Source organism: Acetobacter musti (assembly GCF_011516835.1).
Lineage (GTDB): Bacteria > Pseudomonadota > Alphaproteobacteria > Acetobacterales > Acetobacteraceae > Acetobacter > Acetobacter musti.
Genome location: NZ_WOTB01000007.1, coordinates 59823 through 84635 on the forward strand (window position 1 = coordinate 59823; position 24813 = coordinate 84635).

A 24813-nucleotide genomic window follows, 5' to 3' on the forward strand; every position below is an offset into this window, starting at 1 on the left:
GTTCAGGCCTCCGCTTTTGCTTTGTAAGATGCGACAGACCGGACTGCCGCCTCGATCTTTTCCGTGCTCGGCACATAAAGACTCTCAAGGGCCGTTGCGAACGGCACCGGCGTGTGCGGCGGACAGACCCGCCGGATCGGCGCTTTCAGTGCGTCGAACGCTTCTTCGGCGACAAGAGCCGCGACATCGGTCGCCAGATTGCAGCGCGGGCTGGATTCATCCACGATCACCAGACGGCCCGTGTCAGTGACGCAATCGAGAATTGTTCCGGTATCCAGAGGCGATGTCGTGCGCGGATCGATCACCGTGCAGGAAATCCCGTCCTTCTCCAGCCGGTCTGCCGCCTCATTCGCGAATTTCACCATCCGGCCGAAGGCGACAATCGTTACATCGTCCCCCTCTCGTGTCAGGTTCGCTTCTCCGAACGGGATGGTGTACGGATCGTCAGGAACCTCTTCCTCGTCGTCATACATGACCTTGTTTTCAAGGAAGATTACCGGATCATCGTCCCGGATCGCCTCGATCAGCAGCCCTTTCGCCTCATAAGGCGAGGATGGCACGACCACTTTCAGACCGGGAATATGCGTGAACAGCGGATAAAGCGCCTGGCTGTGCTGTGCCGCCGCATTGAATCCCGCGCCGTACATCGCCCGGATCACCAGCGGCGTGCGCGCCTTGCCACCGAACATATAACGGAATTTCGCCGCCTGATTCATGATCTGATCGAGACAGCAGCCGACGAAATCGACGAACATCAGCTCGGCCACGGGGCGCAGTCCTGTTGCCGCTGCCCCTGCCGCCGCGCCGATATAGGAGGCCTCGGTGATCGGCGTGTCGAGAACACGGTCCTCGCCAAACTCCGTGAGCAGTCCTTTTGTTACACCGAGAACGCCGCCCCAGGCATCCTTTACTCCGGAGGTGCCGCCCCGGCCGCCGGCCACGTCCTCACCCATAAGGATGACGCGCGGGTCACGCCGCATTTCCTGGCGCAGGGCCTCGTTGATTGCCTGACGGAAGCTTTTCTTACTCATTCTCTTTGTCCCGTTACGGAATGGATGGTGTCAGTAGGAAACGTAAACATCTTTCAGAAGGTCATCTTCCACGGGCAGCGGCGCCACTTTCGCGGCCGCGACCGCCGCATCGACCTCATCCTTCACCGCGGCATCAAGATCATCGAGCGCGGAGGCTTCAAGAAGCCCGGCTTCTGTTACACGTTTCCGAAAATTCACGAGGCAGTCATGATCCGCCCGAAGTTCGGCGATTTCACCGTCGGCGCGATATGTCATCGCATCGCCCTCGAAATGGCCGTACCAGCGCGCCAGATGCACATGCACCATCGCGGGCCCGTTGCCGTTGCGGGCATGGGTGATCGCTTCTCCCGCGGTCTGATACACCGAAAAGAAGTCGTTTCCGTCACATTCGAAGTAAGGCATTCCGAAACCGGCCGCGCGGTCCTTCTGATTTCCTGCGCAGGCGTAGGACGAGGCGGTCGCCTCGCCATATCCGTTATCCTCGACCACGAAGACCGCCGGAAGATTCCAGACTGTCGCCAGATTCAGGCTTTCGAGCGTGCTGCCCTCGTTGGATGCGCCATCCCCGAAAAAAGCAACGGCGACCGCGCCATCTTTCAGAAGTTTGTGGGACAGGGCCGCACCGCAGATCAGCGGCGGACCGCCGCCGACGATGCCGTTCGCCCCGAGCATTCCCAGAGACAGATCGGCGATGTGCATCGAGCCGCCTTTTCCGCGACATACGCCTGTCTGACGGCCGTAGATTTCCGCCATCATGCCGTCCACGCCGACGCCTTTCGCAATACAGTGTCCGTGTCCGCGATGTGTGCTGGCAATCGTGTCAGTGTCGGTGAGGTGCGCGCAGACGCCGACACCGGATGCTTCCTCACCACAATAAAGATGCACGAATCCCGGAATTTCGCCTGTCGCGAATTCGACGTGCAGACGTTCCTCGAATTCCCGGATCGTCCGCATGGAGCGATAGGACCGAAGTAGAATATCTCGGGCAATTTGCATGGCGTTTCCCCTGCCTGATCGGCGGATGTTCTGTTATTGTCAGCGCCAACGGCGTTTCTGAACTGCCCGAACGAAACGGTGTTTGACGGGCGCGGGTAAGAGTGCTGATCATCAGGGTCACGCTGATGTGATACATCAGGGCGGCGAGTGTCGCGGTTCTGCGACACTTCTGATGCGGCGAGCCCGGAAACAGGGATGCCGGACCGGGTCTGAAAGACAAAATAATGAGCGAAGCGATCCTCATTCCGGATGAGCGGCTTGCGGCACTGCCATCTCTCGTCGCCGCGTCCTGGACGCGCTGCGCCACGGTTTACCGGCTTGATCCGGCTGTGCGGGCGTCGCCTGAGCTGCTCTGTCGCGCTGAACTGCGGCAGGCCTGCGGCCGCATGGGGCCTCTGATGAAAATCGCTGAGCCGGAGCTCGACCGGCTGCATGGAATCGTTTCCACGCTCGACTACACCGTGCTGATGTCCGACGCGGAGGGCGTGGTTCTGGTGCATCGGGGCGATCAGCCGCAGGAGAAGGGACACCGCCGCTGGCATCTCTGGCCGGGCGCGCGGTGGGCGGAGAGGGAAGCGGGCACGAATGGTATCGGCACCAGTCTGTTCGAAGGCCGGCCCGTCACGGTCCATATGGAACAGCACTGGCGGCTTGATCTGCGCTATCTCGCCTGCTCCGCCGTACCGTTTTATGGCCCTGACGGGCGGGTGGCCGGTGCGCTTGACGCAAGTTCAACCCATCCGGACCCGGACGGGCGGATCGCCGTCATGATGGAAGCCGTGCTGATCGATGCCGCCCGGCGCATCGAGCGCCGGAGCTTTCTCGAAGCGTTCCGGCGTCAGACCGTTGTTCTGTTAGGGGAAAGCAGCGAAGTGTCGCTGCCAATGGTCGCGCTCGACGAGGCACGTGTTGTTGTCGGCGCGACTTTTGCCGCGCGAACCCTGCTCGGACTGCATGAAAACAGTTCGGCCAGTGTCTGCTTCGATCTCGGAACCCGTGGCCGGGGTATTCCCGATTTTCATGAAGCGGAACGCACCGTTATAGAAGGAGCGCTGGCGATGTCAGGCGGCAAGATTGCTCCCGCCGCCCGTCTGCTGGGGATCAGCCGGTCCACGCTGCACCGGAAAATCCGCGGGATGCAGGAGAAGACCTGAAGCCATCGCCGGCAGACGACTCTCCGGCAGCTTTATCTGGCGGACCGGATCAGCTTCTCTTTCTGGTCCGTGGCTGCAGGATCACCAGGAACCGTAAGGCGAATAAGCCGGGTAGGACGGATACGGTGTCGCAACCGGATAAGGCGCCGGAGCCGCGTAGACTGGCGGGGCATAGGCTACCGGCGGAGTCGCCGTGTTTGCAATCGCCGCGCCGGCGAGGGCGCCCAGCGCGACGCCGCCAAGAACGCCGCCGACAACGGCGCCCGGTCCCCAGCCGGGACCGCGATGCCACCGCGCGCCAGGAGGCGGGCCGCCCCAGTGTGGACCGCCCCAGCGCGGACCATGCCAGCCGGGGCCGCCTCGCCGCATGTCGTAACCATGAGCGCCCGCCGTCGCGGGCAGAACGGCAGTTCCGGCGAGGACGCCGGCAAGGGCCGGAATCATCATGAGTGAACGGAATGATTTGCGCATGTCATCTCTCCCTGACCGGACAGGCTCCTTGGAGCGTCCCGGTCCAGAAGATCATCTGGCACCCGATTCGTGGCGAATTGCGGGCACGAAACGCCACAAACCGTCACAAAGCGGTCCGGAGTCCTGCCTCCGGGCCGGCCGTCAGAGTTCCGCTGCGGCTTTCTCAACCAGGGCCACGTGCTCGGCCGGTTTCACGTTACGCCAGATCGCTTTGATGCGTCCGTCCGCGCCGATCAGGAACGAACTGCGTTCCATGCCGAAATACGTGCGTCCGTACATGGATTTCTCAACCCAGGTGCCATACTGGTCGGCAAGCTCATGCTCCGGATCGCTGGCGAGCGGAAATTCCAGCCCGTATTTGTCGGCGAATTTGTCGATCTTCGGCACCGGATCGGGGCTTACGCCGATCACCGTCAGGTGCAGCTTTCCCAGAGCGGGCAGAGCTTCCTGAATGCCACAGGCCTGCGTCGTGCAGCCAGGCGTATCCGCCTTCGGATAAAAATACAGCAGGTAAGGTTTGCCCGCGAGATCCGCACTCGACACGGTTCTGCCCCGGCTTGCCTGCAGGGTGAAATCAGGGGCCTTATCGCCCACGGTAACAGGTTCGTTGCTCATGGCGTGAAGCCTGCCCGAGAGCGGTGCCACACGCAACGGCAATGCTTCGCCATACCGGAATTATGATGATCGTTCCTCTGCCTCACCCCTCTGTCTCCCCAGGTCCGGTGACCGGTCCGATCAGACGGGTGAAAATATCCCGCACGGTCAGGGCGAGGCTTTCCACCCGCGCCGTCAGTTCAGGAGGGCCGGAAACGGCCATGTTCCGGCACAGCAGTTCAAGCGTGGCGGGTGGAAGGTCGCGCATCGGGTCGGAGGGAAGGGAGGGACCCCAGAGCAGGCGCAGGAGACTCTGGAGACTGCGCCATGTCTCGTCCGCGTCGATCAGTATCCGCGCGTCTTCCCGGGACAGAACGCCGGCGCGGGAGAGGAGACGGAACGCGCGTGGGGTACACGGGGAACGGGCTGCCGCCGATCCGGCGACCAGTTGCAGCGCCTGGGCGATGAATTCCACTTCCATCAGGCCGCCTGCCCGACGTTTTATGTCCCACGGGCCGGACGGTGGCAGATCCCGTGCGAGACGGGACCGCATCGCTGCCGCCGCGGCCCGGATTTCATTCGCTGGCTGTGCAGCGGCTGTCCCGGTCAGGGCCTCATCGAGGTCATTGCGAAGTGTTGTCTTCAGGTTCTGTTTTGTGCCTGGTTCGCCGGCAGTCGCGACGATCCGCGCCCGTGTCAGCGCCATTCGCTCCCATGTCCAGGATGACCCGGCATGATACTGACGGAAAGCGGCGCGGGAGACGGCAACGGGTCCGGCCGCTCCGGACGGACGCAGCCGCATATCGACCTCATAAAGCGGTCCCTCGGCATCCGGGGCCGTCAGCGCCGCGATAAAGCTGTTGGCAAGACGAAGATAATATTGCGAGACCGACAGTTCACGGAAAGCCTGTCTCTCCATGTCCCTGAGTGGCGAACTGTGAGAGATGTCTTCCGGGTGATCGAAGATCAGCATCAGATCAAGATCGGAGCCGGTCATCATCTCGCGTGAGCCCGCCTTGCCGAGGGCCATCACGCTGATTCCTCCGCCCTCGACCCGGCCGTGACGGAGGCGATGGGCGCGAAACACCGCATCCAGAAGCGCGGTCATGACCGTGTCGGCAACCGCCGTTCTGGCGTGGGCCGCATCGTCTTCGCCGAGCCGCCCTTCCAGCCGGGCGACGGAGAGTCTGAACTCCTCGGCGCGGACGACGGGCCGAAGACGTGTGACCAGAATTTCGAGATCCGGTTTTTCGGCTGAAAGCAGCCGGATCTGCCCGGTCGCGGTGGTCAGCGCCGTGTCCTCGCCGTGCTGCGGTTCGAGCAGACCTTCCAGCGCGGACGGGGTATCGGCGAGATGATCCGCCAGAAACGGCGACGCATCGAAAATGGCGACGATCCGTGTGATCAGTATCGGATTGCGTTCCAGCAGGGACAGCAGCTGCACCCCGGCCCGCTGCCGGGACAGCAGTGTATCGAAGTGACGCACACATCCCAGCGGATCACGTCCGGCAATGAAGCTGCTCAGCAATGCTGGCAGCAACCCCCGCAGCAGAGCATGCGCCCGCCCGGACCGGAGCGCCCGCCGGGTGTTGCCCGCCCAGTGCGACATAATGCCTGCCGCCGCGTCGCAGTCCGCTTCCGGAAAGCCTGCCGCACCGAGGCGCGCCGGGAGATCGTCGGCCGTCAGGTCGAAATCCAGCTCTTCTCCCGCGCCCTCGTGAACCGGCGTCGTGAAATGCCGCTCGAAAATCCGTCGCGCCGCCCGCATCTGAGGCAGAAGATCCAGCGCCAGGTCGCCACCGCTCGCATAGCCGAGGAACACGGCCAGCGCCCCGAAAGTGGCCTCGGTTTCCGGCAGCCGATGTGTCTGCTGATCGGCCCGCATCTGCACCCGATGCTCGATCTCACGCAGCAGCCGGTAGGCCCTGGCCAGCGTTTCGGCTTCCTCGCGTGGCATATGCCCGGATCGTGTGAGGGTTCGCAGGGCTCCCAGCGTCGTCCGGTCGCGCAGATTCGGTGTCCGTCCGCCCCAGACCAGCTGCATGGCCTGCGCGACGAATTCGATCTCGCGGATACCGCCTTCGCCGAGTTTGATGTTGTGTCCGAGCAGCCATTTTATACTGGCCCCGGCGTCGGTCAGGCAGGAGTCCGGCAGTGTTGCAAGTCCGGTGCGGCCGGGTTTGCGGTGCAGGTCGATCTTCGCCTTCATGTCATGAATGTCGTCGATCAGGGCGAAGTCGAGATTGCGTCGCCATACGAACGGATGAATGGCGCGGAGAAAGTCACGACCGAGTGTGATGTTGCCCGCGACTGGCCGGGCCTTGGTCATCGCCGCGCGTTCCCATGTCTGGCCCAGGCTTTCATAATAGGAAATGGCGGCTGGCATCGATACGGCCAGCGGCGTGGCGGACGGGTCCGGACGCAGGCGGAGATCGGTGCGGAAGACGTAGCCATTCGCATCCCGCGCTTCCATGAGCCGGACAAGATCGCTAGTCATGCGGATGAAAACCTGCCGCGCGGAATCCGGATCCGTATGCAGACCGGCGTCGAACAGCGCCATGAGATCGATGTCCGAGGAGAAGTTCAGTTCCCGCGCGCCAAGCTTCCCCATTGCCAGTATCACGTAACCACTGCCGGCTGCGGGACGTGCCGGGTCCCTCAGCGAAAGGCGCCCGGCATCATGGGCTGCACGCAGCAGATGCCTGACAGCGATATCGAGCGCCGTATCCGCCAGCCGGCTCAGCGTCTGTGTGACCGATTCGAGTGGCCAGAATTTTCCTGTATCCGCCAGTGCGCTTGCGAGCGCCACGCGGCCTTTCGCCTGCCGCAGAGCGGCCGCGACCGTTTCCCGGTCGCATGTCACCGGCAGGCCGGCAATTCCGGCCAGGGCCATGTCGGTGAAATCGTCCGGCCCTTCCGCAAGCAGCCGGGCGAAATCATGCGGCGCGCGGAGAATGAGATCCGACAGATAAGGGCTGTTTCCGCCCACGCAGCGCAGCAGGGCCGGGACGCCTTCTTCGGTCAGCAGAGTGGAGTCAGGAAATTCCTCCTGCCAGAGCGTCGTCAGATCTTCGTGAAAACGGCGGGCGGCCTCCGGATCGGCCGCTTCCGGCCAGTCCGCCTCGGGCCAGCAGGGGTGGCGCCGCATCCGCCAGCCCGTGCCGGAGCGCGGTGCGGAATGCGGATCATGACTGCCGTCAGTGTCACAGGCGGGTGGGGTGGCGCCATATTTCCGGCGCATTGCGCCGGTTTTTACGGAAGAGCCAGCGGGAACCAGAGAGGTCGGACGAGAGTTTTTGTGCCGGGACATGAGCTTTACGGAATAAGGGGCCGGAAAGGGATGCGGCGATGAGCGATCCCGGTCAAGCCGGTCCTGATGTCCCGCAGATATCCGGCTCTTCCGTTTTGCCGAAAAGGCGAAGGGTGAAACGTCTCGTCGTGGCCGGCATGGCGGCGGTCGGTGTTGTCGCCGGTCTCCCGCTGCTTGCCGGTTTCCTGCTGCTGGTCGCGATGATGTTCGGGCCGGTCGATATGACGTCCGTTCTGCGCCCGTTTCTGCCTCTGGCGGTCATTGCCGGTGCAAAAGGCGATCCGCCGCGTGGCCGGCTGGATGTCGCTCACGCCCGGTTGCGCTGGACGGGTTTGCGCGACGGCTTCGGCTCGCCGGTTCTGCTTGAGGTCGATGACGCCCGTATTCTCGATTCCACCGGGCGGACGGTGGATCAGATCGAATCGGGCGCCATTGCTCTCGATGCGTTTCCGCTGTTTCACGGGGCGCTCGCCGTCAGTGATCTGCGGGTCCGTGGTGCCCGTCTGCGTCTCCGGCGCGACGCGGCGGGGCAGGTGGATCTCGATCTGCCCGGTCGTCCGTCCCCGGCAAAAGGTGGCCTTGCGATCGATCCGTCGAAGCTTCGACGTCTGCTGCTGGGCGGGACCCATATTGTCATGGCTGATGACGCGCTGCACGCGGTCTGGACGATCGATCCGCTGGAAGCTGCCCTTACGCCGGTCTCTGTGAGGCATCGCCGGGGTCTGTCGGGAACACTGGCTGTCGGTGTAACCGCCCTGTCTGAGCAGTCCGGTGGTGCTCAGCCCTTTCACGCGAAACTCTCCGCCAGTGGCGCTCTGTCGCAGGACGGCGCCCTGATCTGGCATCTCGTGCTCGATCCTGTGACGCCTTCTACTCTGTCGCCCGTTCTGTCCGGGCCGGAAGCGGTGCGCGCGGCTGTGGGTGTGGATGCCACGGTAACGTTCCGGGCCGGACATGTCGGCAGGATCATGATGCCCGCGGATGTCGCCGCCAGGGTGACACTGGGGCAGGGGCAGATCGAGGCCGCGGGCTCGTCGCTGTTCACGGATCATGGCGCAGCCACGCTGCATCTGGTTCTCGATGAAAAGCAGGCACGCGCCTGGCCAGGCCATCTTACTGTCGATAACGTCAGTGTCCGTCTCAGCGAGCCTCCCGGAGATACCACTCCGCCGGTTCCGGATGCCGTGCCACCGTCATCTTCCGCAGGGACTATGACACCGGCTGCCTCCTCTCCCGCCCCGTTTCCCACCCCGTTGCCGCCGCCTGAACTGACCGCGCATGGCCGGTTTGACTGGCCGGATCTCGGAGCGCCGCAAAAACTGACCGGCACGGTCAGCGCGGCTCTGTCGGCTGTGCCTTTCACGAAGCTGGGCGATTACTGGCCGGCCCTGGCAGCGAAAGGCGCCCGGCTCTGGACCACACGGAACATCACCGCAGGCACCGTGGAAAATCTGCATGTGGCCCTTGGCCTCGGTCCCGACCGGACGGGAAACGGTACGGATGTCACCAGTGTCTCGGGTGGTCTGGACGGGAGCGGCATGGAGCTGCACTGGCTCCGTCCGATCATTCCGATGGAGGGTGTTGATGCCCATCTCGAATTTGTCGATCCGCGCACGATCAGCATCGCATTCCGCAACGGATATCAGCCGACAGTCCGCACAGGTCATAACGTCGGCGCGGATGGCACCGGAAGGCTGCTCCTGAAGCCGGGCAGCATGATCATCAGCGATCTGGACAAGAAGGATCAGACCGGCACCATCCATGTCGAACTCAGCGGCGATCTCAGGGATCAGCTTGCTCTGCTCGCCGAACCGAGACTGCATATTCTCTCCCGCCATCCGGTTCCGTTCACCCATCCGCGTGGTGACGCCGTGATTGCGTTTACGCTGCAGCTGCCTCTGCGCGCACGCGTCGGTACCGGCGACATGACGCTCGACGGTCATGCGCATCTGACACATGTTCATCTTGGTGACGTTGCCCTTGGCCGCGCCGTCGATGACGGCACGCTGGACACGAATGTGACGATGCATGGCATGGATCTCGCCGGGCACGTCCTGTTCAGCCATATTCCGGCGGACGTTCATGCTGAAACGACTTTCGACAGTGTGCCCGCGGGCGGCACCATCGATCATGTTGTCGCGCATCTGCATCTGACGCCCGATAACGTCGAGGCGGCAGGCATTCCTGTGGCCAGCTATTTCTATAATCGTGCGGAGCTGGCGGTAAATTACACGATGATCAGGGACCGGCCCGATACGGTCGCGCTCGATCTCGACATGGCCAGAGCCGGTATCCATCTGCCTGTCTGGAGCAAGCCGCCATCCGTCGCCGCCACGGCCCACGCGCTCCTGTATATCGACAGTGGCAGGCTGCAGTCCGCCGAGGAAATCAGGGCGTCCGGTCCGGACCTCAGGCTCAACGGCGAGGCCAGATTCCGTCCGGGGGTTCCTCCGGAGCTTCTGCTGCCGGATTTCCGCGTCGGTCGTTCGTCCGGTTCGGCAAGGCTGACGATACCGCTCAGTGCCAGAGGCCCGATCGCCGTCAGTGTGCGGGCGTCGACGCTTGACCTCACTCCGCTGGTTCAGGGTGCGCCGAAAGAAGCCGGACCGGCTCCGACGACGATTCATGTGCCTGAAGCGGCCAGCGGCCGGCTGAAGGGACCGCCCGGACGTCCATGGCTGATCGATATGACGGCTGATACGCTGTGGTACAGTAAAACCGGGGCTCTTGGCGGTGTGAAAGCCTATCTCGATCATAACGGTGTGCGTCTTGAGCGGATGCGTTTCTCGATGACCACGCCGGCGCCGGCCAGCGCCACGATCGAGCCGGTCGGGAGCATCCGGCGTCTGACGGCCGACATACCTGATTTCGGCATGCTGATGAACCGGTTCAATGTGACGGATATGGTGAGCGGAGGGCATGCCCGTGTCGAGGGTCGCTTCGATGACACCCGTGTCAATGCGCCGTTCCGGGGCCGGGTCGATGTTTCCCCCTTTGTTATCACAAAGGCTCCCGAGGCGCTTCAGGTCGCCCGGAACATGTCGATTTATGGCTGGCTGAACACGAAAAACGAAACTCAGTTCGAGGTGCGGCGCTTCGAAATGCCGGTCTGGTTTGCCGATGGTGTGCTGCATATCCGTGATGGCCGGGCAGGCAACGGCGCTCTGGGGGCGACTCTGGAAGGGCCGGTCAATCTTGATGCGGGCACGCTCGATCTGTCCGGCACCATCGTGCCGGCTTTTGCTGTCAACGCCCTGCCCGGAGGACTGCCGGCCATCGGACATCTCTTTGCACCCGAAAAAGGCGGTGGGTTTCTCGCGGTGAAGTTCGGGCTTACCGGCAAGCTGGATGATCCCACGTTTTCCGTCAGTCCCTTCTCGATCTTCCTGCCTGGTGTGCTCCGCAAGGTCTTCTGAACCAGGGTCGCCTGGCTGGTCATCTTTGCCCTGGGGCGAGCGCGTGCCTATATGTGCCGTCGATCGTCAGGAACGCGGCGCGCCCGGCGCACCGGGGACCGCAGGATACCGTCAGATAAGGAGAGAGCCATGTCCGCGACACAGGATGCTTCGAGCGTCGCAAAACCCGGTTCCGATCCCGGCAGGCTGGTGCCGGTCACGGTTCTGACAGGCTTTCTCGGCGCCGGCAAAACGACCCTGCTGAACCATATTCTGACCGCCGCACACGGCAGGAAATATGCCGTCGTGATCAATGAATACGGCGAACTCGGCGTGGATAATGACCTCGTGGTCGATGCCGATGAGGAAGTGTTCGAGATGAACAACGGCTGCATCTGCTGCACCGTGCGCGGCGATCTGATCCGCATTCTCGGCAGCCTGATGAAACGCCGCACGAAATTCGACGGGATCATCGTGGAAACCACGGGCCTCGCGGACCCGGCTCCCGTCGCCCAGACGTTCTTCGTGGATGAGGATGTGCGCGGCAAAACCCGTCTGGATGCCGTTGTCACCGTCGTTGACGCCTTCAATGTCGTGCAGACCCTCGAAGAAAGCCCGGAAGCCGTTCATCAGGTCGCCTTTGCCGATGTCATCATCCTCAACAAGACCGACCTCGTCGATGAGGCGACACTTGCCGACATTGAAACCCGGCTGCGCCAGATCAACGCTTATGTCCGCATCCACCGGGCGCAGCGCGGCGATGTTCCGCTGACCGACGTGCTCGACCAGGGCGGCTTCGATCTTCAGCGCGCCCTGGCCTACGAGCCTGATTTCCTTGAAAACACTGAACACTCGCACGAGGAAGGCGTCTCCAGCGTTTCTTTCTCCGTTTCCGAGCCGCTGGATGAAGGCCGCTTCCACGCCTGGATCAATGCGCTTCTTCAGGAGCAGGGCGCGGATATTCTGCGTTCCAAGGGGATTCTGAATTTCAAAGGCCGTGACGAACGTTTTGCGTTTCAGGCCGTCCATATGATGGCCGATGGCGGTTATATCGGTCCGTGGAAAGACGGCGAAAAGCGGGAATCCCGTCTTGTTTTCATCGGAAAAAATCTCAATCGCCCGCGTCTGCGGCGTGGCTTCGAAAGCTGTCGCGCCTGACAGGTTTTCCATCCCGATCCGTCCGGAGCAACGGAAACATGTCAGCGGCTCTGTTTTCCGCAGCCTGAGCCGGGGGGAAACAGGGCGCGGAAATGCCGATCTGAAATACTGGCCTGCGTTATCGGGTCTGAACCACTGGAAAGAATGGAGCCGGAATGAGCGGTCAGTCGTCAGAACCTGTTTTCGCCGGGATCGTGGAGCATCGCGGCGCTGAACGGACGATCGACGGGCACATTATCGCCTGCTGTGCCTCGCATGATAATACCCGCTTCGCTTTTGCGACCGGAGAAGGCGATCTCGTCATCGCGGAACGCGCCGATGTCAGAACATCCGGTTCATGGAAAACGGTCGAAGCGCATGATGGTCCCGTCCTCGCTCTTTCGCCCGATGTCACCGGCAACACTTTTCTGACAGGCGGGGAAGATTGCCGGCTGGCGCGCGTCTCGCCCGAAAGTTCCGTGACGCTTGCAAAGGGCCGCCGCTGGGTCGAACACGTCGCCTGTTACGCGGAAGGAAAGACAAGGATCATCGCCTGTGTCTCCGGGAAGGAGGTCCAGATCCGGGCCGGGGACGGCACGACCCTGCTGCGTACGCTCGAACATCCCTCAACCGTCTCTGGCATCGTCTTTGATGCGAAGGGCAAGCGGATTGCCGCCTCCCATTATAATGGCGCATCGCTCTGGTATGTACAGTCGAAGGAGAATAGGCCGCGCCTTCTGGAATGGAAGGGGAGCCATACCGGTATCGCCATGCATCCCGGCGGCGAGGCTCTTGTCACCTCCATGCAGGAAAATGATCTGCATGGGTGGCGTCTTTCGGATGGCCACAACATGCGTATGAGCGGCTACCCGACAAAGGTCGCGTCCCTGGCTTTTACCCGCAATGGAAAATGGCTGGCGACGAGTGGCGCGGACTGTGTCGTGCTGTGGCCGTTCTTCGGGGGCGGGCCGATGGGTAAACCTCCCGCCGAAATGCCGGGTATTCCGGGCGTTCTCTGCACGCGTGTCGTTACTCACCCGACGCAGGATCTTCTGATTGCCGGTTTTGCCAATGGCGCGGTTCTGATGATCGATTACAACTCCCAGCGTGTTCTGCCGGTCTGTGCTCCGGATGAAAGCGCTATCACGGCGCTCGCCATCAGCCCGGATGGCTGCATGCTCGGGTATGGCACCGAGGGTGGCCGGATTGGTCTGGTGGATCTCTCCGCGCCGTCCTGACTGACACGTCCGGTCGGATGGCTGCGACAGGATCAGCAGCCATCCGGCGACGTGACAGGTGTGCTATGACTTTCCATGCCTGCCCTTAATATCCGGTATAAACAGCATATTCTGAGTACGGAGAGCCGGGGTGTCGCCGGATTGTGACCCTGCGGGAATGGTGCGCGCGGGTCGGGTGGGCTGTAATTATCGCCGTGTGTCAGGCAGATTCGCATGGTCCGTGTGCCTGTTCCGGCGGACGGATCGAAGCTGGAAGAAGATCGAAGGCGGGTAAGACCGGCCTTCTGAAAGGTAAATTCCGTGAGCAGAAAACCCCGGCTCGTAATCGTTGGTGGCGGCATCGCCGGTCTCGCGCTCGCAACGCGACTCGGTGATTCGCTCGGGCGAAAGGGACGCGCCGAGATCACGCTCGTTGATGAGAGTTTCTCTCATGTCTGGAAACCGATGCTGCACTGCTTTGCGGCCGGCACCGCAGCGAATGAAGCCGACCGGATTCCTTTCGCGTCTCATGCCGCGGGTCATCATTTCGAATTCTGTTACGGTGCGATTTCAGGGCTGGACCGGGCGGCGCAACGTCTGACCCTTGCTCCGCTCATCGAAGACGGTGAGCGGGTTCTGGATGAACGGACCCTGGATTATGATGCGCTTGTGCTGGCGATTGGCAGCCGCGCGAACGATTTCGGCACGCCCGGTGTTGCGGAACACTGCCAGTTCATCGACAATCTCGTCGAAGCCAATGCTTTCAATGACAGGTTTCGCCGCGCCGTTCTGCAGGCTTTCACGCTGGGCAGGCCGCTGGACATTGCCATTGTCGGTGGTGGTGCGACCGGCGTGCAGCTTGCCGCCGAACTGCACAAGGCGCTTGATCTCGCCGCCCTGTACAGCTTCGTGCCTGGCAGGCCGGAACTGAATGTCAGCCTGCTGGAGGCTGGTCCGCGCATCCTCCCGGCTTTTCCGGAAAACGTTTCCCAGGCCGCAATCCGGCAACTTCGTGCGATCGGTATCGATGTGCGAACCGGCGCTATGGTCAGCGCTGCTGACGAAAAGGGATACATTCTGAAGGATGGTTCGCGCGTCGATGCCAGCTTTCGGGTCTGGGCCGCCGGTGTTTGCGCCCCGGAGGTGACATCAGGCCTGGGGGGACTCGCCTGCGGCCGCTCCGGGCAGCTGCTGGTCACGCCGACGCTGCAGACGACGGAAGATTCCCGTATTTTTGCCGTGGGTGACTGCGCGAATATTACCGAAAGCCCCCTGGCGCCCACTGCGCAGGTTGCACGCCAGCAGGCTCACCATCTTGCCGAACATATGGGCGCCTGGCTTCTTGGCGATCCGATGCCGCCTTTTGAATACCATGATAAAGGGGCGATCGTGTCCCTGGGTGACTATAATGGCTGGGGCGTGTTCGCCGACGGCAAAACCTTTGGCGGTGGCCGGCTGCGTGGTCTTTCCGCCCGCCTCGGTCACTCAGCCCTGTACCGTCAGCATCAGTTCGAACTGCACGGGATTGCACGGGGCACTGCCGCCTGTCTGGCTGACTGGTTCGCCGGCTACGTCCAGCCCTCTGTCCGTCTGGACTGACGCGCCACGGGTCTGCCGGCGAAATTCTGTTTGCAGTCCGGATTCTGTTTCGACGGCTGTGACCGCCGGATCGGATTCCGGATTTACATTTTGCCCCTTCCCTCCGGGGAGGGAAGAGTCAGGCTGCCGCGAACCGTCTTGCGGGATGGTGTCGGCCGGGATGCCGTTTTTTTCTTAGCGGCTGTTGCAGGCGCTGTCTTTCGTTTCGTTTTCATTTTCGGCACGTCGGTCTGCGACGGTGACTTTCCAGTGAGCTGTTCAATCAGGTCTTCGTAACGGGCCAGATAATCGTCCAGGCAAAGCGTTGCTTCAGCTTCTGCCCGTGCCGCCTGACCGAGGCGCTTTGCCAAGCGACGGTCATCAAGAAGCTCAAGAACATTACCAGCAATTTTTGCAGGTTCCGTAAACGGTGTCAGCAGACCGGTGCGACGGTCCTCGATAAATTCGGAGACGGGCGCTGTATCGCTGCCGACGATCGGACATCCCATCGCCATGGCTTCGCGCAGCGACCAGGACGCCACAAACGGATAGGTCAGATAAACATGCGCGTCAGACCGTTTCAGGAGAGCGCGGAAATCGTCATAACTGACTTTCCCCACGAAATGAATCTGGTCCAGATCCAGCGTTCCCTGCAGTTCGGAAAGCATACGTTCCCGCCAGGATCCGTTCACGAGGCGTGATCCGTAGCTGACCCCGTCGCCGCCTACCATGACAATGCGCGCCTGCGGACATTCCTTCTGAATGCGGGACAGGGAACGCATGAAGACGTGGAAACCGCGATAAGGCTCCAGATCACGCGAAACATACGTGACCAGCCTGTCTTTTGGTGAAATCGTAACGTCTTTGATTTTCAGAGTCCGTTTCGCGGCCCCGGAATCTGGCGCGCAGAGATTCAGATCGACGCCCTCGCGCAGGACGGTAATCCGTGACTGTGCCCAGTCCGGATAAGTATTGCGCTGGAACAGTGTCGGTGTCTGACCCCAGCCGGGATTGTTCAGGGCCTGAAGATTGATCGCGTTCTTGGCCCGGATTTTCGGGAGCATTTCCGGGACGACCGGGAATTCCGGATCGAAGCCGACATCATATTTATCTGTATGATAGAAAAACTCGAAATACCCGAGCAGAGGAACAGCCGGAAAGACATCCTGAAGATTGAGAAGCTCGCCCCATCCATGATGTCCGATGATAATATCGGGAACAAATCCAAGACTGCGCAGCGTCATCGCGGCTTTCGCCACAGCATCCGCGCGCGTCAGCCCAAGGTCGAACTCACGCGCTCCCGGATGAACTGAGTCCGTCTGTCGTCCCGGCATCCGGTAAATGACACGTCTGACACCAGAGATTGCATTTTCGTTGCCTTCGCTGATGAAGACGACGTCATGATTTCCCTGTTTTGCAAGATGCCGCACAATATGCAGAAACTGGCCTGGAAAATTCTGGTGTACAAAAAGGAATTTCAAAATCGTGATCCGACTTCAGAATGTGCTCCGCCACAGTGCTCCCTGCCTGAGGCGTTCAGAGACCTGCTGTTTCGTCACGAACAGCAGGTCAGGAAACCGAAAAATGCACAGGATGCCATCCTGGCGGAACGCCCGGTGATGTTCCGCCAGGGATGGTGATATCAGCGGCGCGTACCCTTCCGGGTTGTCGCGGTCTTGCCGGTTTTTGCAGCCGGTCTGGTGGTTCTGGCTGAGGATGCCGGCTTGGCGGATGTGCCCTTTTTCATGACTGGCAGTTCGCGGGACAGGGCCGGAGAGACCTTCTTCTCCGCCCGGGGTTTGGCGGCAGGACGGGGTGCTTTTGCCGGTTGCCGGCCTGTGCCGGAGCGCCGGACCGGCGCCGCGACGGCTTCTGTAAGCTCTTCCAGTTCAGCGGCGGCTTCGAGAAGCTCAAGATCATCTTCAATCTCTTCTTCCAGAAGTTCTTCCGGAGCGGGCTGCGATTTCTTCTTCTGCCCGACAGGTGTGATTGTGACCCGGAACGCTTCGAGGGGCGCCAGATTTTCGGACTCCACTGCTTCCGCGTCGTCCACCGGTCCGATTTCCGTGCCGTCCGTGAATGTCGCTTCGACCTCGCAGGTGTATTTTTTCGCAGCATCTCCCTTCAGACGCACTCTCAGACCAAGAATAGGGAGCGCCATGCCGCGGCTGCCACAATACTGACCTCCTTCGGCCCAGGGAGATAGCCAGCCTTTACCCAGCACTGCCTGGTATTCGATATCCTCCGGACCGATCAGCGTGTCCGGGGAAATCCCGAAACCTTCAATCCAGGCCCGGCTGCCCGGTTTGCCCATCCATTCGCCCAGACGCGCGCCAACATCTCCGCGACGCTGAATATGCGCGGCAACTTCGGCGGGTTTCCGGGCTGCGCCCGCAGCAGCGGCAGCGGGTTGCGGAGCGCCGGGCACGGCAGGCTGCGCAGGGGGCCGGGCCGCCGTCTGCTGTGTGGCCGCTGTCGCGTCACTCAGCCGCACGACCTGAAGGCGAGGCGCTTCATGCTGCGTGTCCGGTTCCTGATAGACGGTGACGAGCACCTGGGCCGGGCCGCGTACAACACGGATCAGGGCTGCATTATTCGCACCGCCGAGCCAGCCCGTCTGGTCAAACGTCGAGATTGTCACATTATCATTGGGAACAGGCGGAAGTGTAATGCGGACGCCCGGAAGGCCGGCCGGGCTCGGAGCTTCCTGAGAGGGAGCGTGAAATACGCAGAATAAACCCTGGTCTAATGTCATCAGATGACCGGACACCTTGAGATCGGCGATACGGTTCTGATTGGGAATCTGGCCACTCTGGGACATAAATCTTGTTCCGTAAGTTATATAATAAAGTCAGATTAACCTGACAGAGCCGGCCGGAGCCGGAGAATGCCAGGTGTCAATCTCCTGTTTCGGTCAGCCATACAGGGCCGACGTTCCTGCTGAACGCTGGCACAGGGATATCAATATCACGTTAAGTCGCGCTGCCGATATACCGGGCGGCAGAACAACGCCCCTTTCTGTCGCACGTATCCGATCCGCCACAGCGCCGAGATCGAAGGCCGCCACACGCAGTCCGGCCCGCCATGCAACACCGAGCGCCAGACACCATGTCTCCGGCCAGACTGACGGAATCAGCCCGTAATCGGCCTGCTGCGCCCGCACGAGAGAGACTGCTTCCTCTTCTTTATACGCTCCCGTAACGTACACATGGCCGGTTTCCATCAGCGCCTGATCATCCGGCGTATGACCGACGACAATATAGTCCAGCGGCAATGCCTTTTCACGGGCGTCGCGGGCCGCCTCAAGCAGAACGTCATATCCCTTTTCACGCCCGATCGCTCCGACCACACAGATACGGAACCGGTCTGGCCGCAGCATCGCGACGGGCGCGGGAAGCTCTGCCCTGCCATCGGTCATCAGACTGCTGAATTGCGTAAGATCAAGATCAGGCCTGTCATCTTCCGGCTGCTCCACGCGGCACGGCAGGCCCGGAAAGTGCCGGCGCATGCGTCTGGCGGCATCTTCGGAAGGCGTAATGACGGTGCGGGCCGATTTCAGTTCTTTAGCGGAACGGGCAACATAATCCGCGACCGGAATGTCGTCTCCGACGTTGCGTCCCAGAGTTGTCACGCAGATTTCACATTCTGCCGTATCGGGCTCGCCGCAATAGCGCCCTGCGGGACCCATCAGAGAAATACGCGGGCAGAACCAGATATAATCATGCACATATACGTCATAGGGAGCGCCGATTTCCGCCGCGAGTTCACGCATTGCCATGTGGTGGCCGCTGGCATGGTGCCATTCAATGTGAAGAACAGGATCGGCTGTCAGAAGCCGGAGCAGCATCGGCCATTCCGCCGGAAGCCTGAACCGGAGATTCGGATAAAGTCCCGATGCGGCATCAGCCTGTTTCGCGTCGCCTGAAGGCTCTCGTCTCTGCTCAGGAGAGCGCCAGCCTTCGACCCGGCATCCGCCTTCAACAGGTCTGACAACGATCGGACGGATGCCTTCCTCCCGGAGCCTGCGTGCCCGTTCGGAGACCACACGCTCGACGCCGCCGCCATAATCATGCGTCACCAGAATAACTGAAGATCGCGAAGAGTCCGTTTTCCTGTCACGTGATTTCCGGTTTGTGCCGCGTTTCGCCGGTATTCCGGCATCGCGGTCCAGCCGCCACCGCAGCAGATCGATCCGCCGCCGGGCTTCAAACAACGGGTCCAGAGCCACATGAGCGCTGATGAGCGCGTCATAGCCGGGATGCAGCCGGTTCAGCAGCCCCAGATTTCGTGTCAGAAGCGCATTGCGCGTTCCGCCGAAAGAGACTGACCCGACATGCGCCACATAGGCTCCGGGCGCGGCGACATTACGCCATCCGAAGCAGCGCGCGCGAAGAGAGAAATCGTTTTCCTCGCCATATCCCTGCGCGAAGAGGTCCGCCCGGAACAACCCGGTCTGCGTGAGGCAGTCATGCCGGATATACATGCAGAATCCGTGAGCCGTAGGCACGTCGACCGCCGTTCCGCCATTGACCGCCCGGGCCATTCGCATTGTCCGCAGTGTCTGCGGAGCGGTCGGGACCGCATTTCCCGCAAGATCGGGATAGGACATGATCGTTGCGTCGCCGGACAGAGGCGTGACCGTTCCGATCGCGGCATCTGACCACGCGACCGTCTGCAATTCCTCCAGCCATCCTTCTGCGACAAGTGTATCGCTGTTGAGCAGGACGACGTCGCATCCTCTGTCAGTTCCGGGGCGCCGGTTCCGCGTCTTTGCGGGCAGCGCCATCTGCAGCCCGATATTGACCGAGGCCGAAAATCCCAGATTGCGGGCGTTGCGATGCACGGTGACCCGGTTATCCCGTGCAATCTCCCCGAGCATTTCAGTCATTCCGGGTTCGGGCGATGCATCATCGATAATCAGTACATGCGTCTTTGCCGCTGGCCTGTTCTTTCCCGCCGGAAGCGATGCAAGGAGACTTTCAAGGCAGGATCGCGTCCGGATGAGGTCCCGGTAGACGGGCACAATGACGATGATGTCAGGGCGTGTTCCGGCAGCGAAGCGGCTGGAAACAGGCGGTTTCGCGCAGGGTGTCGTTGCGACCGGAACTGGCAGAAATGGCGGTGGTGGATCGGAAACCCGATCATTCCGGGCAGCCGCCAGGTTCGCCTGTCTGGCCGCCCATATCGCGGCACGACGCTCGAGCCCGGCATCGATCGGACTTCCGGCGAGATCGTTGCCTGCTTCGTTGAAAACGTGAACCGGACCGTCGGGAAGATCACTCTGCGGAATCGAAAACGCGCGGTAACGGGCGACCGGGATGTCGGAACTGACATCGTCAGAAAATGTTTCCACGGTCAGCGAAAACAGCATGTCTCCCGTCGTCGCATCCGCGATCCGGATGATCGGTGGCCGCTCCGGATTGTTCGGGTGCCAGACCCAGCCTGTCAGCCCTTCCGGTCCTGCCTGGACAAACCCTTCGGTCTGCATGGCGACGGAAGGCCTGAGTGGCGATCCGGGTAATGGCCGGCCGCTGACCTTCACGGAAACCGTATCGGTGCGTCCCCATGGGCCGGAGCAGGCCGGATCTTTCTCCGTCACAGCAGGCCACAGCAACCCGTCAGTAAAAATGGCCAGCTTGTCGGTGATGCCGTCGATTTCGATGGACAGACCTGCGGGCAGAGTTTTCTGCACCGGTCTGCTACGGCCCCGCGTTCTGCCTTTTTCCGGTGTGGCGCGGGTGGATTCTGAAGACAACGGGGCCAGACTCGAAAGGATGGCGCCGCCGAGGCGAACGGTGCCGCGATCATCAATCCCGCACCAGCCAGGCAGTTGCGCTTCAGCCGTGATGAGGTCCGCCAGGCGGGCAAGATCATCGTCACAGGCATGACGCGATAAGGCCTCCGAGAGCGCCTCCGCAGCCTCATCGGGACAGCCGGCCCTGAGAAGGGATGCCGCCAGAAGCGACCATCCCTGGCGGAAATCGTAACGGCGCGTCAGCGTTCTGAGCAGATCGATGGCTGCGGAACCAAAGCCGTTCGCCTGACGGACCACTGCCAGAAAAAAGGCCACGTTGGGGCTTTTCGGCGCCATGCGATGCGCCCGTTCCAGCCAGCGCATTGCTGCCGCCTGATCGCCTTTCTCCCAGCTTTGCTGACCCTGCCGAAAGGATTCCTGTGCCTGCTCATCCGCCCAGCGCTGCCAGACAGCCCGGTCTTCCTGGGAAACAAGTCCGGCTGGTGAGAGAGCGGTGCGTCTGCGCGCGGCTGGTTCCGAACCCAGATTTTCCGTTTCCGGCAGCAGCGCCCGGGCAGCCTCTTCTGACGAGTCAGGCTTGTCGTCTCCGGCTGTCCTGCGTCGTCCGGCCCTGCTCCCTCTGTCCGACCGGACCGTCCTAGCCAACAGCATGCTCCGGAGCGGTGTCGGCAACAACGGATGCTGCCTCGTCCGGTCTGCTCTTATCCCGCGTGTCAGATGCCGCCAGGGTCCGGTCAAGCTGCGAAAGTTCGACCGCGGCCTGCGCGACACCCTGGGCTTCCGCTTTCAGATACCACCGGCGTCCCGCTGCAATATCGGTGTGCCCTGCAAGGCCCCGTGTCAGATAGCGACCCATCATGAGCTGTGCCGCGGAATGGCCGCGAGCCGCTGCCCGGCTGAACCATTCGAAAGCCCGTTCCCGATCCGTGGGAATATCGTGACCGCCCCCCAGCATCGCCCCGAGCGAGAACATGGCCACGACATTATCCCGGACTGCCGCCCTCTCGAACAGCCGTGCCGCTTCCTTATGATCGCGTGGTCCGCCGCGTCCGGAAAGAAGGAGCTGGCCATAAAGCACTTCGGCGTCGATCATCCCTGCTTCGGCGGCCTTGCTTACCCAGTCGCGGCCTTCCTCATCCCGGCCCGGTCCAACGCGTCCCTCAAGGAGCATCCGTCCGTACCAGTACTGCGCGTTGACGACGCCTTCGGCGGCCTTGAGCATCCATTCAGCCGCCTGCTGTTCGTCCCGCTCCGCGCCGACTCCTTCGGCCAGACAGACGCCGTAGTTGAAGGCGGCGACCAGATCTCCGCTCCGCGCCGCCTTTTCATATTGCTCGCGTGTCGTGACACGGTCCTGTTCCGACCCGGCGCCCATCAGAATGAGATTGGCCAGATCGGCGGTGCCTGCTGAATCACCGCGCTCGGAGGCAACTCTGAACCAGTGGGCTGCCTGAGCGGCATCGCGGGAAACGCCGGAACCTGTGAGATAAAGCAGGCCGAGCGCGCGGGCCGACGCAGCGTGTCCGCCTTCGGCAGCGAGCCGGTACCAGTTGGCAGCCTCAAGGTAGTTCGGTGCGAAATCGCCGCCACGCGCATGAAGGTCGCCGAGCAGGGCTGCAGCTTCCGGGTCACCGGAAAGAGCGGCCTTACGCAGCCATGTCTCGCCACGGACCAGGTCCCGTTCGATGCCGCGGCCTTCGATCAGCGCCAGACCATAGCGTGCCTGACCGGAACGAATGTTATGTTCGGCGGCCTCGCCGTAATAAGCCGTTGCGCGGGCAATATCCTGCGGCACACCGGCGCCGCGCTCACAGATGACGCCCATGAGGTAAAGGGCGGAGCCGACTTTCCCTTCCGCCGCAATGCGGAGGTGGTGGACGGCTTTGTTCTGTTCTTTTTCGGTGGTCGCCGTATTGAGTCCGGCCAGACCGAGACCGAGATGGCCCTGGGCGCAGCCTGCTTCCGCGGCGCGCTCATACCATGTCAGCGCTTCTTCAGGATTTCTGAGCCCATCGGGGCCGACGGTGAGAACGTAGCCATAAAGCGCCTGCGCATCCGCCGATCCGTCCCGCGCCGCCAGCGATGCCCAGTGAGCTGCCTTGCGGTAGTCCGCCTCGCCGGTGAAATTCTGCGCCACATCGGACAGCACGAACTCATCATTTTCAACGGCGTCCGGGAGTCCGACGAGATAAAGCGTGGCCAGAACGAAGCGGGCCTCGTTCCATCCCGCCTGCGCGGCGCGGCGTGTCCATCGCGCGCCCTCAACGAGATCGCGGGGAATGCCGATGCCGTCGAGATAGAGTCGCCCGAGACGGAACTGCGCTTCGGGCAGATCACTTCGGGCGGCGGCACCGATTTCGGTGAAAGCGCCGGCGAAATCTTCTTCTTCGATCAGGCGCAGGCCGTGTTCCAGCCTCGCCTGGGGCGACCGGCGTGCGATCAGACGTGAAAACAGACCCAAGACTACCCTCCCTGGCCATGGTCATAAATCATATGACATCTCCGGAAGGTAAGCCGGACCATGCACAGCCTGCCTGCCTTACATTCAGTATATATGACCGGCCCGGACGAAAAAGATCAGCCTGTTCAGGCTTCACCGGTTCCCGTCCCGGCCATCATATTGCGCGTCGCGGCCGCTGTCAGCCGCGCCGTCCTTCTGACTGCTTTCCGGTCCGGTCATCAGACCGGCTGCGGAAAGACGATCCGTCTCCTTACGGTTCTCTCATGCCATCGGTAATGAGAGGCATGATGCTGTTCAGCAGGAACTGCATGATTGTCCGCTTGCCGACCTGAATATCCGCTGTCACGGGCATGCCCGGCTGCGGATGGAAAAAGGACGGGACGCCATGCAGCGTATAGCGGTCAACCCGGAGCCTGACGCGATAGAACGTCTCTGTCGAACTGCTCTGATCCGGTGCCTGTCCGGCCGGATTTCCGGCACCTGAGGCCGGTTTGCCCTGAGAACCAAATGAATCCGCGCTGATCTCACGGACAGTCGCCTCGGCGCCGCCATACTGCGAGAACGGGAATGTCGCGAATTTCAGCAGCGCCTTGTCGCCGAGCCGGACGAAGCCGGCATCCGTGCCGCGCAGGCTCGCCTCGACCTCGAGACCGCTGCCGACCGGGACGAGAGTCATCAGTTCGGACCCTGTCGTGATGACGGACCCCATCGACAGCTTGGCGATCGTCAGCACGATCGCGTCCTCGCCCGTTTTCAGCGTCGTCATGCTCTTGCGCAGCTTCGCCTTCTGATAGCTGCTCTGCGCTTCCGACAGTTTGCGCTGGGAATCGCTGAGATCCTTATAGATTTCAGCTTTCCAGGTCTCGATATATCCCTGACGTTCGGCCGTCAGCGCCCGCAGCTTGCTGCGTGTGGACGCCGCCTGCTGCTGGGCCGAAATCTCGGAACGCTCCACTTCCATCAGGTCGTTCTGCGCGCCCAGAGTGGAAAGACGGCTGCCAACCTGATCGGCCTGCAGCCGCAGCCGCATGTTGTGAACGTCCTTCGCGACCTTCGCACGGGCCGCATACATGGCGGCGTTCGCCTCAAAGCCCTGCAGATCACTGCTCTGCGCGGCAATCTGCTCCTGATAATTGCTCATCTTCGCGTCAAATTCGGCCTTGCGCCGAAGGAACGTCGCCGCCTGCTGCACCGAAGCGGGATCGCCCGGGTCCGGTGTGTAATCCCGCCCTTCGGCCTCTGCCGTCAGGCGGTCGACTTCGGCGCCATAGCTCTTTGACAGGACAAGCATATTGTTGAGGTCAGCGTCGTTAACCGTGGGGTCGAGATGCGCAAGAACCTGTCCTTTATGAACAAAGTCGCCCTCATGCACGTCGATGCTGCGGATAATCGAGGTCTCGAGAGGCTGCACCACCAGGGTCTGCTGGGTCGAGACGATCTTGCCCGGTGTGGACACCACACGATCCAGCGGGAAAACGGACATCACGACGACGCTGGCGACGGTCAGTCCTCCGATCAGCCAGGCGATATACTGCGCCGCGGGTGTCGGCGGCATGTTGACGAGCGCCGCGCTCGGAGAATGGAATTCAAGCAGCGCGGGGGGCAGATCGCCCGGTGAGAAAGGGTCATCCGCCTGAGGGAGAAAATCCCTGGGCTTCGTGTTTTCTTTTTCTTCGTCGCCGGTGGCCGGCACAATATCCTGAGCGGTCATTGT

The 24813-nt window shown here is 61.9% G+C and carries 15 protein-coding genes; 5 read left to right on the plus strand and 10 right to left on the minus strand.

The window, feature by feature from the left end; genetic code table 11:
• Window positions 1–2: 2 nt before the first annotated feature.
• Together GOB93_RS07235 and GOB93_RS07240 are read right to left on the minus strand one after the other, a co-directional pair.
• Window positions 3–1031, minus strand: coding sequence for an alpha-ketoacid dehydrogenase subunit beta (locus GOB93_RS07235; protein WP_173582829.1), 1029 nt, complete (start codon window positions 1029–1031; stop codon window positions 3–5).
• A 30-nt stretch (window positions 1032–1061) separates the two neighbouring features.
• On the minus strand, window positions 1062–2027 hold the full coding sequence (locus tag GOB93_RS07240; protein WP_173582830.1) for a thiamine pyrophosphate-dependent dehydrogenase E1 component subunit alpha: 966 nt from the start codon (window positions 2025–2027) through the stop codon (window positions 1062–1064).
• Between the two features lie 224 nt (window positions 2028–2251).
• Here GOB93_RS07240 and GOB93_RS07245 point away from each other — a divergent pair, with 224 nt between their 5' ends.
• Window positions 2252–3181: a helix-turn-helix domain-containing protein gene (locus tag GOB93_RS07245; RefSeq protein WP_173582831.1), complete on the plus strand. Its 930-nt coding sequence runs from the start codon at window positions 2252–2254 to the stop codon at window positions 3179–3181.
• 81 nt (window positions 3182–3262) lie between these two features.
• Here the strand turns inward: GOB93_RS07245 and GOB93_RS07250 are convergent, their stop codons facing one another.
• From GOB93_RS07250 to GOB93_RS07260, 3 genes are all read right to left on the minus strand, one after another.
• A complete protein-coding gene (locus GOB93_RS07250) occupies window positions 3263–3652 on the minus strand; it encodes a hypothetical protein (protein WP_173582832.1) in 390 nt (129 codons plus the stop codon).
• A gap of 141 nt (window positions 3653–3793) precedes the next feature.
• The gene (gene bcp, locus GOB93_RS07255) at window positions 3794–4267 is read right to left on the minus strand and encodes a thioredoxin-dependent thiol peroxidase (protein WP_173582833.1); all 474 of its coding nucleotides are present in this window, start codon (window positions 4265–4267) and stop codon (window positions 3794–3796) included.
• A gap of 82 nt (window positions 4268–4349) precedes the next feature.
• Complete coding sequence (locus GOB93_RS07260; RefSeq protein ID WP_173582914.1) at window positions 4350–7394, minus strand: bifunctional [glutamine synthetase] adenylyltransferase/[glutamine synthetase]-adenylyl-L-tyrosine phosphorylase; 3045 nt, start codon at window positions 7392–7394, stop codon at window positions 4350–4352.
• Window positions 7395–7669: 275 nt separating this feature from the next.
• Between GOB93_RS07260 and GOB93_RS22120 the strand changes: the two genes are divergently transcribed.
• The 4 genes from GOB93_RS22120 to GOB93_RS07280 all read left to right on the plus strand — a co-directional run bounded on the left by GOB93_RS22120 (window position 7670) and on the right by GOB93_RS07280 (window position 14904).
• Window positions 7670–10972, plus strand: coding sequence for an AsmA-like C-terminal region-containing protein (locus GOB93_RS22120; RefSeq protein ID WP_173582834.1), 3303 nt, complete (start codon window positions 7670–7672; stop codon window positions 10970–10972).
• Window positions 10973–11101: 129 nt separating this feature from the next.
• The gene (locus tag GOB93_RS07270; protein ID WP_173582835.1) at window positions 11102–12109 is read left to right on the plus strand and encodes a CobW family GTP-binding protein; all 1008 of its coding nucleotides are present in this window, start codon (window positions 11102–11104) and stop codon (window positions 12107–12109) included.
• A 155-nt stretch (window positions 12110–12264) separates the two neighbouring features.
• On the plus strand, window positions 12265–13326 hold the full coding sequence (locus tag GOB93_RS07275; RefSeq protein WP_173582836.1) for a WD40 repeat domain-containing protein: 1062 nt from the start codon (window positions 12265–12267) through the stop codon (window positions 13324–13326).
• Window positions 13327–13626: 300 nt separating this feature from the next.
• Window positions 13627–14904, plus strand: a complete 1278-nt coding sequence (locus GOB93_RS07280) for an FAD-dependent oxidoreductase (RefSeq protein WP_173582837.1) — start codon at window positions 13627–13629, stop codon at window positions 14902–14904.
• A gap of 83 nt (window positions 14905–14987) precedes the next feature.
• On the opposite strand, the gene GOB93_RS07285 is transcribed toward GOB93_RS07280, so the two are convergent.
• The 5 genes from GOB93_RS07285 to GOB93_RS07305 all read right to left on the minus strand — a co-directional run bounded on the left by GOB93_RS07285 (window position 14988) and on the right by GOB93_RS07305 (window position 24810).
• A complete protein-coding gene (locus GOB93_RS07285; RefSeq protein WP_173582838.1) occupies window positions 14988–16364 on the minus strand; it encodes a glycosyltransferase family 4 protein in 1377 nt (458 codons plus the stop codon).
• Between the two features lie 161 nt (window positions 16365–16525).
• Window positions 16526–17704, minus strand: a complete 1179-nt coding sequence (locus GOB93_RS07290) for a hypothetical protein (protein WP_173582839.1) — start codon at window positions 17702–17704, stop codon at window positions 16526–16528.
• A gap of 93 nt (window positions 17705–17797) precedes the next feature.
• Window positions 17798–21283, minus strand: coding sequence for a glycosyltransferase (locus tag GOB93_RS07295; protein ID WP_242010604.1), 3486 nt, complete (start codon window positions 21281–21283; stop codon window positions 17798–17800).
• On the minus strand, window positions 21276–23099 hold the full coding sequence (locus GOB93_RS07300) for a tetratricopeptide repeat protein (protein ID WP_173582841.1): 1824 nt from the start codon (window positions 23097–23099) through the stop codon (window positions 21276–21278). The genes GOB93_RS07295 and GOB93_RS07300 overlap by 8 nt, the downstream gene beginning before the upstream one ends.
• Before the next feature lie 250 nt (window positions 23100–23349).
• Window positions 23350–24810 (minus strand): HlyD family type I secretion periplasmic adaptor subunit, encoded by a 1461-nt coding sequence (locus tag GOB93_RS07305; RefSeq protein WP_173582842.1) that lies wholly within the window; start codon window positions 24808–24810, stop codon window positions 23350–23352.
• Between the last annotated feature and the right edge of the window lie 3 nt (window positions 24811–24813).